This is a genomic window from Acidithiobacillus ferriphilus (assembly GCF_018854775.1).
Lineage (GTDB): Bacteria > Pseudomonadota > Gammaproteobacteria > Acidithiobacillales > Acidithiobacillaceae > Acidithiobacillus > Acidithiobacillus ferriphilus.
Genome location: NZ_JAAZTY010000156.1, coordinates 1 through 11,620, shown reverse-complemented (window position 1 = coordinate 11,620; position 11,620 = coordinate 1). Strand labels below are relative to the sequence as shown.

Sequence of the window (11,620 nt, the reverse complement as noted above, 5' to 3'; positions counted from 1 at the left end):
AGTGAAGAGAAATGATCATGCGCAAACAGTTGGCAATATTGATGAGCTGTATCTGGCTGGCGGGTTGCCAAACGGTGCCTGATAATCCCGCAAGCGCCATGCTGCCGGCGACAAAACCGGCGATAAAGCCACCCCCGCCGGCCGTGCAACAGGCGCTCTTGCCGCCCGTGGACAGCCTGATTCCGCGTCGCCCGTCGCCACTGCAGAAACGCTTTGATCTGGTGGTTCAGAATGCACCTGCCCGCGAGGTGTTCATGGGGTTGGGGATGAGTTCAGGCCAGAATGTCATCCTTTCTCCGAAAGTCGGAGGCAGCCTTACCCTCGATCTGCATCATGTCACCCTGGATGATGCCCTGCGGGCGATCCGCGCGGCTTACGGCTATCAGTACGAGGTTCAGGGCCGACAGATCGTGATTTACCCCCCCGCACCGGAAACCCGCATCTATCGGGTGAATTATCTGGACATCGCCCGCAGCGCCAAATCGCAACTGACGGTCGCCGGTACCGAACTAAACGGCAACTCCGGAAATAATGGCGGTGGTGGCATGGTTGGACAAGGCCAGGCCTTTGGTCAGAGCAAGCCCTCGGCGGAAGTAAAAACCGATAGCAGTTCCGACTTCTGGAAAACTCTGAAACCCCTGCTGGGGATGGTTGCCGGTAAAGAAGGCAAGGTCATCATCAGTCCCCTGTCCGGGGTGATAGTGGTACGTGCCATGCCGGACCGCCAGCGTGAGATACAGGCGTTTTTGCACCATCTCACCAATGGCCTGGAACGGCAGGTGATTCTGGAAGCCAAGATTCTGGAGGTCCAGCTCTCCAGCGGCTTTCAGGCGGGAATCAACTGGAGCACCGTGATGGGTAATGCCCAGATCAATCAACTCGCGCCCATCAATTCCAATGGCAGCTTCAATACCAATGGTTATGCTCCCACCCAGGGCACCATCACCAGTGGTGGGACCACCCCAAATCTGGGCCAATTGGCGCCGGGTCTGTTGCCCGCCATGAATGCGGTGCAACCCTTTGGCGGCGTTTTCAACGCGGTCATCAGCGGCGGCAAGGGCTTCAACGCCATCTTGGAGGCTCTCGGTACCCAGGGCAAGGTCAAGGTGCTCTCCAGCCCACGGGTGGCCACGCTGAACAACCAGACGGCCGTCATCAAGGTTGGCACGGACAACATTTATGTGACCAATGTGCAAACCAATGCCGGAACCAGTTCCGGCGTCATCGGCAGTACCGTCATCAATCAGGCAACACCCGTGCTTTCCCCGCTGTTTTCCGGGGTCGCCCTGGATGTCACACCAGCCATCAGCGGGGACGGTATGGTAACCCTTTACGTACATCCATCGGTTACCAGTGTCACCACCCAGGCCCAGGCGTTTACGGTTGGCAATCAAAGTTACGTTCTGCCTCTGGCCAGTTCTTCCGTGCGCGAAGTCGATACGGTAGTACGCGCCGCAAGTGGGCAGGTCATCGTCATCGGCGGTCTGATGAAAACCGACGAACACAGTAGCCATTCAGGTATTCCGCTGCTGCAGGACATTCCTTACTTAGGCTATCTCTTCAAGAGTACGCAACAAACAGCCATCAAAAGTGAACTGGTGGTGCTCATCAAGCCCATTGTGGTGGATAAGCGTGGCGTTTGGCAGCAGCAAATTCACCAAGCCCGCAAAGAACTGTCGGAGCACGATCTGGATTTCAACACCGCTGTGCTCCCGGCGCGACAGATGGAAGCAGCCCACTGATGTACCTCGAGTTCTTCGGTCTGCGCGAATATCCGTTCGGCCTCACCCCGGACACGGGGTTCTTTTTCGCCGATGAGAATCGCCGCGCCGCCCTCTCTTTGCTGCACTTCGCCCTGGATAATGGCGAAGGTTTCGTCAAGATCACGGGCGAGGTCGGGACCGGCAAAACCACCTTGTGCCGCACCCTGCTCAACCGCATGGATGCGCGCTTTCGCACCGCCTACGTACTCAACCCCCAACAGTCACCGACGAGCCTGCTTCGCGCCATCGCCGCTGATCTGAGCGGACTGGAATTAGAGGCCACCCAGGAGCCGCTGGAAGCCATTCACCGCAGCCTGTTGCAGGCGGCAAGCGATGGACATCGCGTGGCGCTGTTGGTGGATGAGGCTCAGACCCTATCGGATACCGCACTGGAAAGCATTCGCCTACTCTCCAACCTCGAAACCGAAAAATGCAAATTGATACAAATCATTTTATTTGGCCAGCCAGAACTGGATGTTCGTCTGCAACAGCCACAAATGCGGCAGTTGCGTCAGCGGATCGGCTTCCATCATCAGCTTCTTCCCCTTAACCGCGACGAAAGTGGCGCCTATCTGGAGCATCGGCTGCGCCATGCCGGCTATACTGGCGGCCCGCTGTTCCAGCCCAACGCCTTGCGCCTGCTCCAGCGTGGCAGTGGGGGCACGCCGCGGCTGCTCAATCTGCTCGCCCACAAGGCGTTATTGGCGACTTACGGGTCTGGCCGCCGTCGGGTGGGGCGCCGTGCGGTGCTGAGGGCGCTTGCAGATACGCCTCAGGCGCGACGATTATGGTGGAGCCTATGAGCTTGATTCACGATGTGCTGAACGATCTGGATCGCCGACAGGCGCGCAAAAGCGCCGGGCCTGAGATCCCGGCGGCATTGCAGGCGCCTCGCCCCAGATCCCTACCCCGCTGGGGAGCGCTTATCCTGCTGGGGGGTGGTTTTCTGGTGGTCAGCGCGGTTTTCTGGTGGTTTTATTTACCCACTTCCTATGAAACCACCGCGCGGAAGCTTCCGGTCAAGGCTGCGCCTGTAGCGGCGGAACTGACCCCCGCCGTACCTGACAATCAGGCGATTGCTCCAGTCTTGAGCCGTTCTCCGCGATCCCCACAGGAGGGCATGGCAACGAGCTCCGTCAATGTGCCCCAAAGCACCTTGTTGCACGCCCCTTCCCGCACGGACCAGAACCGCTCTGCACCGGGGAGTCTGGAACGATCCGCTCCGCAGCGACGTGCCCATCCTGCCAAGACATTTGCCGGTGCGCGGATGATCCCGTTTACCCACCCCCGGCATCAAGCCGTCCAGTCTGCCTCCATTCCCGGCGGCAGCGCCTGGGAAGACGAGAAATTGCGATTGGCAGAAAGTCTGTGGCAGCGCGGAGAGACGACAAAAGCCTTGGAATTGCTGCGCGAAAGTCTCCGCAGCGCGCCCCGTGATATACCGTTAACATTACTTGAAGCCCGGTTGCTGGCCGCCCAACAACAGCCGGGACAAGCCCTGTCCTTATTGCGCAATCTGCGGCCTGCACCCGCCGATAGCCCTGATTATTTCGGCATGCTGGGCACGCTGGCTCAGCAACAGGGCGATTTGCACCTGGCCGAGGGCGCCTATGCCCATGCGCTGACCCTCGCTCCTGATAGTCTGCGCTGGAAGACCGGGATGGGCATCACTCTGGCATTAGCAGGCAACGACGCCGCACGCCCTTACCTGAAAGAAGCGCTGGCAAGCGTTCAACCCGCCAGTCCCTTGGCTGACTATCTGCGCGCATTATTAGCCGCATTGCATTAAACCACCAGGCTTCTTCCTGATCTTGCCGGGGCCTTTGGCGGTGATGGTGTTGTCGATCTTCTCCGGTGTTCAGTGCTGATCGGGGAACAGGATGTTCAATTCCAGCACCTCATAATCTCCGCGTCGCTCCATGCTCACCTTGATATTTTCCTTGTCTACGGGAATATATTTGGCGATCACCGCCAGGAGTTCCTCCTGCAACGCGGGCAGGAAGTCGGGACCGTCGGCATCCCGCTCGTGGGCGAGAATCAGCTTCAGACGATCCTTTGCTACATGGGCAGTTTTCTTGCGGGAGCCGAGGAAGTAATCGAGAAAGGACATGTCAGCCTCCAAAGAGTCGTTTGAAGAACCCCACCTTGACCGGATGAATAAAGCGCAAGGGACGCTCTTCGCCGAGGAAGCGGGCGACGACATCCTTATAGGCCTCGGCCACATCGCTGTTTTCCATGTGAATGGCGGGTATGCCCTGATTGGAGGCCTGGAGGATGACCTCGGATTCGGGGATCACGCCCAGCAGGGGGGTACGTAGCAGCTCCTTCACGTCTTGCAGAGAAAGCATTTCCCCACCTTCCACCCGTTTTGGGGAGTAACGGGTCAGCAATAGATGTTCCTTCACCGGTTCTTCGCCCTGCTCCGCGCGCCGTGAGCGGGCTGCGAGAATGCCGAGAATGCGGTCGGAATCCCGCACGGAGGAGACCTCTGGATTGGTGACGACAATGGCTTCGTCGGCATGGTAGAGCGCCATGAGTGCCCCCGACTCGATCCCTGCCGGTGAATCGCAGACGATGTAATCGAATTCCGTGCGCAGTTCATCCATAACCGCTGTTACCCCTTCACTAGTCAGGGCATCTTTGTCGCGGGTTTGGGAGGTGGGTAGCACGTAAAGATTCTCACAGCGCTTATCCTTGATGAGCGCCTGCTGCAGTTTGGCCTCGCCCTGGATGACATTGATGAGATCGTACACAACCCGTCGCTCACAGCCCATGATCAGGTCGAGGTTGCGCAGCCCCACGTCGAAGTCGATAACGACGGTGCGATAGCCGCGCAGAGCGAGGCCGCTGGCAAAGGCGGCACTGGTGGTGGTTTTGCCGACCCCACCCTTTCCTGAAGTGATGACAATGATTTTGGCCACGGTTCTTTTCTCCAAGATTTATAAGGTTAAAGCAGTAATATGCAATTGCTCGTCGCGGCTGTAAATCTGCGCCGCCTTGCCCCAGAGGGGGTGATCCGATTCGAGGATGCGATATAGACCTGCAACAGAGATCAACTCTGCTTCCAGGCTCATGCAAAAAATCCGCGCACTGTCTTGGCCGTTGACGCCGGCCAGAGCGCGGCCACGTAAGGGGCCGTACACGTGGATGTTGCCGTCGGCGATGACTTCGGCGCCGGCGTTGACGGCGGCCAAACAGACAAGGTCGCCGCCACGGGCATAGCTGCGTTGGCCGCCGCGGATCGGGTGATCTATGGTCAGGCCACCCGGACTTGTTGAGACGGATTGTGCGGGCGCGGGTGTTTCTGGCTGCGGGGCGGCATTACGATCTTGGCCCCGCAAAACAGGCAGGTTCAGATCCTGCGCCAATGCCTGATGACGGGGAGCGGCATTGCGTAAACCGACAGGGAACCAGTCGGCGGCGCGCAATACATTCAAGATTTCGGTGAGAGCCAAAGGCGCTTCTTCGGGTATGGCGCTCAGATCCAGGACCACCGGCGCATGGCGATGGAAATCGGCAGCGGCGGGGTGGCGTTGATGCTCTTCGGCGATACGTTGCGCCAGTTGTTGGGGGTTATTGCTTTCCAGATGGAGGATGGAGAGGGTGAAAACGCCTCCGGACACGCGTAAAGGCGCGCTGGTTTCCGTGCCGGGGGAACGGGGATTAGCCATGTTTCACGTGAAACATCGAAGTGCGCGCGTCATGAGCGCCGCAGCAAAGGGCGCTTGTCGCCCTTACCATTCCAGGTTTCGGCATCGGGTAATGCTGCCTTTTTGCGGAGGATGACCGGCCAGTCTATGCTGAGTTCCGCATTAATGGCAGTGAAGTCGCGTTGATCAGCAGGGAGTTCATCGTCGGCGAAAATAGCGTCGGCAGGACACTCGGGTACGCAGGCGGCGCAGTCGATACACTCGTCAGGATCAATGACGAGAAAATTCGGTCCTTCATGAAAGCACTCGACCGGACAGACTTCGGCACAGTCGGTATATTTACACTGGATGCAATTTTCGGTAACAACGTAGGTCATGAGTTGGCGACGTTCTTTACAGCGCGCTTCCGTGGCGCGGGCGTGGCCGATTCGCTGGCTGATGAGGCCGTACTTTTGGACGACGTGGTTTTCTTTGCCGCCGGGGTCTTGGCTTTGCCTGGTTTTTTTACCACCGCGGACGTTGTTTCCGCCTTTGCCGGCTTGTTGGCAGCAGCCGCCGTTTTCACGGCCGTTTTCCTGGTGCTTTTCGCCGTCGCTTTACGGGCAGGAGCCGCCTTCTTGGCCGGCGGCGCGCGCTTTTCGCGGGGCGGCGGCGGAGTGTAGTCGGGCAGCATGGCGGCAATTTCCGCGTCGCTGGCGTTCACCGGGAAGTGAAAAGCGCATTCGCTCTGGGGGCAGGCGAGTTGTTCACCAAGGCGCTTGCCGCTTTTTTCGATCATTATCGGCCAGGCGCAGCGGGGACAGGCGCGTGCTATCGGGGGTCCCCAGACCGCATAGCTGCATTTGGGGTAAGTGTTGCAGGAGTAGAAGATTTTGCCGTAACGGCTGCGTTTTTCCACCAGTTCGCCTTCACCGCACTGGGGGCAAATGACTCCTGAGGATTTAGGCTGGGTTAGCGGCTCAATGTGCTTACATTCGGGATAGCCACTGCACGAGATAAACCGGCCATAACGCCCGGTTTTATAGACCAGCGGCTTACCGCAGTCCGGGCAGTCGCGACCTACGGGTTCGGCGGGTTCGCGAGGACCGTCCACCGGGCGGGTATAATTACATTCGGGGTACCCCGAACAGGCCACAAAACGGCCATGACGACCGAGGCGCAGGAATAAGGGTTTGCCACATTGTGGACAGGCCTCATCCAGTGCTTCACTGGTGGCTTCGGTGCGGCTGACGTTGGCTTTTTCGTCAAGGAGTGCGCGAAAGGGTCCCCAGAACGCGCTGAGCACCGGCTGCCACTGCTTCTCACCCCGGGAAATGGCGTCCAGTTCGTCTTCCATGCTGGCGGTGAAGCCGTAATCCACATAGCGCTCGAAATGATTGGTCAGAAAACGACCGACCACCCGTCCGAGATCGGTGGGGCGGAAGCGGCGCTGCTCGACGGCGACATATTCGCGGTTCTGCAGGGTCTGAATAATGCTGGCATAGGTGGATGGACGACCGATGCCATAGGCTTCCAGGGTTTTAACCAGGGTGGCATCGCTATAACGGGGGGGAGGGTCGGTAAAGTGCTGCTCGGAATCAATGCCAAGCACCTGCGGTTCATCGCCGGTATCAAGGGGCGGCAGAATACGGTTGCCTTCGTCCTCGTCACCGTCATCTTTGCCTTCCTGATAGACGGCCATGAAGCCGGGAAAGGTGACGGTGGAGCCGTTGGCACGCAGGGTCCAATGGGTGCCGGCGTCCATATCGACGGCGACCAGGTCCATACGCGCAGGCGCCATTTGGCAGGCGACGCTGCGCTTCCAGATCAGATCATAAAGGCGCCAGAGATCGCGTTCGAGTACGCCCTGCAAGGCCTCCGGGCTGCGGGCGATGTCCGTGGGACGGATGGCTTCGTGCGCTTCCTGGGCGTTTTTGGTCTTGGTCTTGTAGCGGCGCGGGGTCTCGGGGACGAATTCGCTGCCGTAGTGGCTGCCGATAAAGTCACGGATGGAAGCGATGGCCTCTTCGGCGAGGTTGACGGCGTCGGTACGCATGTAGCTGATGAGGCCCACAGTCTCGTTGCCGATATTGATGCCTTCGTAGAGTTGCTGGGCGACGCGCATGGTCCGGCTGGCGTTGAAGCCGAGCTTGCGCGAGGCTTCCTGCTGCAAGGTGGACGTGGTGAAGGGCGCGGCAGGCTGGCGTTGCCGGCTCTTGCGCTCCACTTCCCGGACCCGTAGCGCCTGGCGGCTGAGATCATCTTCCATGCCGCTGCGGATGGCCTCGGCCTGATCACTATTGGTGACGTCGAACTGTTCGAGCTTTTTCGTCTGCCAGTGGGTCAGGCGGCCGGTGAATTCGCTGCCGGCCTGCTGCAGACGACTGGCGATGGTCCAGTATTCGCGGCTGACAAAGGCTTCTATTTCATTTTCGCGCTCACAGATCAGGCGCAGCGCAGCACTTTGTACCCGGCCCGCCGAGAGGCCCGGACGCACCTTGCGCCAGAGCAGCGGCGACAGATTGAAGCCCACCAGATAATCGAGGGCGCGGCGCGCTTGCTGGGCGTTGACCAGATCCATGGCGATTTCGCGGGGGGTGGCGATAGCTTCCTGCACGGCTTTTTTGGTGATTTCGTGGAAGACGACACGTTGCGCGGGCTTGTTGCCGAGCAGGTGACGCTCGCGCAGCAGCTCCACCAGATGCCAGGAGATGGCCTCGCCTTCGCGATCCGGATCGGTAGCGAGCCAGAGCTTGTCGGCGCCACGCAGGGCCTTGGCGATGGCGTCCACATGTCGCTCGTTGCGCTCGATGGCAGCGTAGCGCATGGCGAAATCATGTTCGGTATCTACAGCACCTTCTTTGGGCTGCAAATCGCGCACATGGCCGTAGGAAGCGAGCACTTGAAAGTCATCCCCCAAATACTTCTGGATGGTTTTGGCTTTAGCCGGCGATTCAACGATAACGAGCTGATATGCCATGGGTCAGTGAAGAATCCGTGCGCCGTCGGCGCCCAGTAAGGCATCGACCCAGAAGGCCTCCGGACCGGGATCATTGGCCATCACCATAAAGGTCACCCAGTCGAGTGTTTCCAGATCGGTATCGTCCAGACCAAGGGCGAGCAGGCGATCGATAATGCGCTCACGCATGGCGCCGTTGATGACACCAAGCCGCTCCCAGTCATGGAGTTGCCCGCGGGCAGCCACAGAAAGATTTTGCTGTTCGTAGGGATGGTAGGCGCGCAGTGAACGGGGGCTGGTGTCCTCTTGCGCTTCTACCGCGAAGCCTTCCATCCAGTCGAGGGCGCGCTGAATATCGTCGTCCGGAAAACCGACGGCGCGCAAACGCTCTTCGACCATCTCGTCGTCTTCGTCGTCGAGATGGTCGAGCAAATAACTAATGATGTCTATGACGTCTTCCATACCGTGGCCTTAGGAAGCCGGTGGGAGGCGACAGAAACGACCGCCGGGACAGGCCGCGAGGTAACCTTGTAATTCCATGTCCAAGAGGATGGCCGAAAGCTCGGTCAGCGTCAATCCGCAGCGGCTGGCGATCTGTTCCGGGGCGAGAGGGTCGAAATCCATGGCGGCCCAAACTTTAGCTTGTGTTGAATCTTCCGGCCGCCAGTCTGCTGCGGCCTGACTGCCGCGCAGCACGGCGTACAGCGGGCCGAGTTCGCTGAGGACGTCTTCGGCGCTTTCGACCAGTTTGGCGCCGTCGCGGATGAGGCGGTGCGGGCCGCGCGACAACGGCGAATGGATGGAGCCGGGGATGGCAAAGACTTCACGACCCTGCTCCAGTGCCAGTCGTGCGGTAATCAGTGAACCGCTGCCGTCAGCCGCTTCGACCACCAATACGCCAAGACTGAGGCCGCTGATGATGCGGTTGCGGCGGGGGAATAGACCACTGCGCGGACCGGTATCGGGCGGCTGTTCGCTGATGATGAGGCCCTGTTCGGTAATCTGACGGGCGAGTTGCAGATGACTACGTGGGTAGATAAGGTTGGCACCGGTACCGAGTACGGCGACGGTGCCGCTGTGAAGGGCACCACGATGGGCGGCGGCATCAATGCCGAGGGCCAGGCCGCTACAGATGATGAGTCCCGCTTCACCCAGGTTCTTGGCAAAAGCTTCGGCGGTGGCGATACCGGTGGCCGTGGCACTGCGACTGCCGACGATAGCCAGCATGGCCTGGTTCAGACGGGCGCGCTGTCCGCGTAAATAGAGCAGCAGGGGCGGGTCAGGGATATGGCGCAACAAGGGCGGGTAATCGGCGTCGGCCCAGCGGCAGAGGTCGGTGTCGGGACTTTCCAGCCAGCGCTGGTCTGCAGGCGTGAGAATGTCCTCGGGTGCCTTCTGCAAGGCGGCGATTTGTCCCGTTTGCAGGCCGAGGTCCTGCAAGGCTCCAGCCCCGGTTTGAAAGCAGCGCTCCACCGCACCAAAACGTTCGAGCAGGGCACGCTGGCGAAGCGGGCCGAGGCCGGGGATACGGCTGAGGGCGAGCCAGGCCCGGTCTGTCACCCGTTTCCTGCGGAGCTGTCGCTGGCGGTTACCGGGCGCGGGCTAACCAGCTTGTCACCCACCAAGATGCCATGCGTTGCCATGGTAATCACGGCGTAGGAGACCGTGGGGAATACCCGAAACACCATCACTTCGCCCACTTTCTGAGGCGGCAGAGCGAAGGATTTGCCAGTCACGGCATTTTTCGTGTCTCCCCTGGTCCTTTCAATCCGCAGCAGATTACCATCGCTCAATCCGGCTTCCCGGCCTTGATCCACGATAACGGCCTGACCCACCAGGAGTTCGGGGTAGTCGCTCATTTTGGCGATGATCCGAGCGCTTACCGGGTGGGCGGGGGCGCTGGGGAAATAACGCGGTACTTTGGTGCCCGCTTCGGGGATCAGGCGATCGCCCAGCGAGATTTCCCTGCGGGCATCGGCGATCTCGACGGCGGCATGGGAACTGTCACTGCGTACGATGATGCTGCCCAGGTCGTAGAGCGCATAACCGAGCGGCTTCTCGACGCCGGGACGGCGCAGTTCCGGCCCAAGAGCGACGATACCATAGCGGGTGCCCACCGGGACCCGTTTCAGACCGGAAGCATACAGCTTGTCGCCCACGGTGTAGACGATCTGGCCGCTGTTGGCACTGGCCGCCAGATAAGGTAATGCATCGTAAGCTTTTTTGCTGGCGATAAACCCCGGCGTGCCGAGGAAGGGCATCACTTCGCCGGTAGCCACGGTGGACAAGGGTTCTACCGTCATTTGTGGATGAAGTTCGACGGCCGAAGAACCTGCTGCATGAGAACCATAAGATCTTTCTACACGAAGTTCGGGCTGGCCGTTGGCCCCATGGGTGAGCACGATGCGATCACCGGGATAAATGAGATTGGGATTATGGATGTAGGGATTCTTATGCCAGATCTGCGGCCATTGCCAAGGATGCCGCAAGAAATGTGCGGCGATTCCCCAGAGGGTGTCTCCGGATTTGACGGTGTAACTTTGTTCGCTACGTAGTTGTATGCCAGACGGCGCAGTTTGCCCCATCACCGGGGCCATGGCGCTGAGGCCAAGACAAAATAGGGTGTTGCGCCAGATGTACTTCCGCATGAATGATCTCCTCCGGACTTCCGCAAGGAATAGTATTAGTTCAAGATACGATTTTTGCCGGATGGTAATAATTGGTGACGAAATGCCCCTCTTGAAAATACTGGAGTTCCCCGATGTCCGCCTCAAGGGCATGGCCCAGCCCATAGTCCGGGTGGACAAACAGATACAGCAACTGGCCGACGATATGGCGGAAACCATGTACGATGCACCCGGTATCGGTCTGGCCGCGCCGCAGGTGGCCGCTGGTCACCGGCTGATTGTCGTGGATGTTTCAGAAAATCGCAATGATCTGCTGACCTTGGTGAATCCGGAAATTATCGCGAGCATGGGTGAAGAAGAGATGAAGGAAGGCTGTCTGTCGGTACCCGGTGTGGTGGAGACGGTGCGGCGCGCCGAAAAAGTGACGGTGCGCGCGACCACGGTGCAGGGCAGGACCATTGAATTGGAGGCCGATGGGTTGTTGGCGGTTTGCCTGCAGCATGAGATTGACCATCTCAACGGTACCCTTTTTGTCGATCATCTGTCCCGCCTCAAGCAAAACCTGATTCGCCGTAAGGCGAACAAAAGGGTGCGGCTCGGTGACTAGAAAACAGCGCATTGTTTTTGCCGGGACACCGGAGT

At 59.4% G+C, this 11,620-nt stretch carries 12 protein-coding genes; 4 read left to right on the top strand and 8 right to left on the bottom strand.

Annotation, left to right across the window (positions count from 1 at the left end; all coding sequences use genetic code 11):
- Window positions 1-17: 17 nt before the first annotated feature.
- From mshL to HF921_RS10740, 3 genes are read left to right on the top strand one after another with little or no spacing between them, the layout of a single operon-like run.
- Entirely contained in the window at window positions 18-1,742 is a 1,725-nt protein-coding gene (gene mshL, locus HF921_RS10750; protein ID WP_215893796.1) for a pilus (MSHA type) biogenesis protein MshL, read from the top strand.
- Window positions 1,742-2,566, top strand: a complete 825-nt coding sequence (locus HF921_RS10745; protein WP_064219836.1) for an ExeA family protein — start codon at window positions 1,742-1,744, stop codon at window positions 2,564-2,566. The genes mshL and HF921_RS10745 overlap by 1 nt, the downstream gene beginning before the upstream one ends.
- Complete coding sequence (locus tag HF921_RS10740; protein WP_064219837.1) at window positions 2,563-3,552, top strand: tetratricopeptide repeat protein; 990 nt, start codon at window positions 2,563-2,565, stop codon at window positions 3,550-3,552. Before HF921_RS10745 ends, HF921_RS10740 begins: the two co-directional genes overlap by 4 nt.
- Before the next feature lie 69 nt (window positions 3,553-3,621).
- On the opposite strand, the gene minE is transcribed toward HF921_RS10740, so the two are convergent.
- The 8 genes from minE to HF921_RS10700 are packed head-to-tail and all read right to left on the bottom strand — an operon-like array spanning window position 3,622 to window position 10,999.
- Complete coding sequence (gene minE, locus HF921_RS10735) at window positions 3,622-3,873, bottom strand: cell division topological specificity factor MinE (protein WP_014027523.1); 252 nt, start codon at window positions 3,871-3,873, stop codon at window positions 3,622-3,624.
- Between the two features lies 1 nt (window position 3,874).
- Window positions 3,875-4,684, bottom strand: coding sequence for a septum site-determining protein MinD (minD, locus tag HF921_RS10730; protein ID WP_215861763.1), 810 nt, complete (start codon window positions 4,682-4,684; stop codon window positions 3,875-3,877).
- Between the two features lie 18 nt (window positions 4,685-4,702).
- Window positions 4,703-5,434, bottom strand: a complete 732-nt coding sequence (gene minC, locus HF921_RS10725; protein ID WP_215861762.1) for a septum site-determining protein MinC — start codon at window positions 5,432-5,434, stop codon at window positions 4,703-4,705.
- Window positions 5,435-5,463: 29 nt separating this feature from the next.
- On the bottom strand, window positions 5,464-5,790 hold the full coding sequence (fdxA, locus tag HF921_RS10720; RefSeq protein WP_064219980.1) for a ferredoxin FdxA: 327 nt from the start codon (window positions 5,788-5,790) through the stop codon (window positions 5,464-5,466).
- A complete protein-coding gene (gene topA, locus HF921_RS10715; RefSeq protein WP_064219981.1) occupies window positions 5,787-8,372 on the bottom strand; it encodes a type I DNA topoisomerase in 2,586 nt (861 codons plus the stop codon). Before topA ends, fdxA begins: the two co-directional genes overlap by 4 nt.
- Window positions 8,373-8,375: 3 nt before the next feature.
- Window positions 8,376-8,813 (bottom strand): DUF494 domain-containing protein, encoded by a 438-nt coding sequence (locus HF921_RS10710; protein ID WP_064219982.1) that lies wholly within the window; start codon window positions 8,811-8,813, stop codon window positions 8,376-8,378.
- A gap of 9 nt (window positions 8,814-8,822) precedes the next feature.
- Window positions 8,823-9,911 carry a DNA-processing protein DprA gene (dprA, locus tag HF921_RS10705; protein WP_215893795.1) on the bottom strand — a complete coding sequence of 363 codons (1,089 nt, stop codon included), beginning with the start codon at window positions 9,909-9,911 and terminating at the stop codon, window positions 8,823-8,825.
- Entirely contained in the window at window positions 9,908-10,999 is a 1,092-nt protein-coding gene (locus HF921_RS10700) for a LysM peptidoglycan-binding domain-containing protein (protein ID WP_215893794.1), read from the bottom strand. Before HF921_RS10700 ends, dprA begins: the two co-directional genes overlap by 4 nt.
- An 82-nt stretch (window positions 11,000-11,081) precedes the next feature.
- Between HF921_RS10700 and def the strand changes: the two genes are divergently transcribed.
- Entirely contained in the window at window positions 11,082-11,585 is a 504-nt protein-coding gene (def, locus tag HF921_RS10695; protein ID WP_064219986.1) for a peptide deformylase, read from the top strand.
- Window positions 11,586-11,620: the final 35 nt, after the last annotated feature.

Bases quoted from the DNA above. Each gene is read 5' to 3' on its own strand.
- HF921_RS10745 (WP_064219836.1), top strand. From the start codon at position 1,742: ATGTACCTCGAGTTCTTCGGTCTGCGCGAATATCCGTTCGGCCTCACC.
- HF921_RS10710 (WP_064219982.1), bottom strand. From the start codon at position 8,813: ATGGAAGACGTCATAGACATCATTAGTTATTTGCTCGACCATCTCGAC.
- HF921_RS10700 (WP_215893794.1), bottom strand. From the start codon at position 10,999: ATGCGGAAGTACATCTGGCGCAACACCCTATTTTGTCTTGGCCTCAGC.
- minC (WP_215861762.1), bottom strand. From the start codon at position 5,434: ATGGCTAATCCCCGTTCCCCCGGCACGGAAACCAGCGCGCCTTTACGC.
- def (WP_064219986.1), top strand. From the start codon at position 11,082: ATGCCCCTCTTGAAAATACTGGAGTTCCCCGATGTCCGCCTCAAGGGC.
- minE (WP_014027523.1), bottom strand. From the start codon at position 3,873: ATGTCCTTTCTCGATTACTTCCTCGGCTCCCGCAAGAAAACTGCCCAT.
- HF921_RS10740 (WP_064219837.1), top strand. From the start codon at position 2,563: ATGAGCTTGATTCACGATGTGCTGAACGATCTGGATCGCCGACAGGCG.
- mshL (WP_215893796.1), top strand. From the start codon at position 18: ATGCGCAAACAGTTGGCAATATTGATGAGCTGTATCTGGCTGGCGGGT.
- topA (WP_064219981.1), bottom strand. From the start codon at position 8,372: ATGGCATATCAGCTCGTTATCGTTGAATCGCCGGCTAAAGCCAAAACC.
- fdxA (WP_064219980.1), bottom strand. From the start codon at position 5,790: ATGACCTACGTTGTTACCGAAAATTGCATCCAGTGTAAATATACCGAC.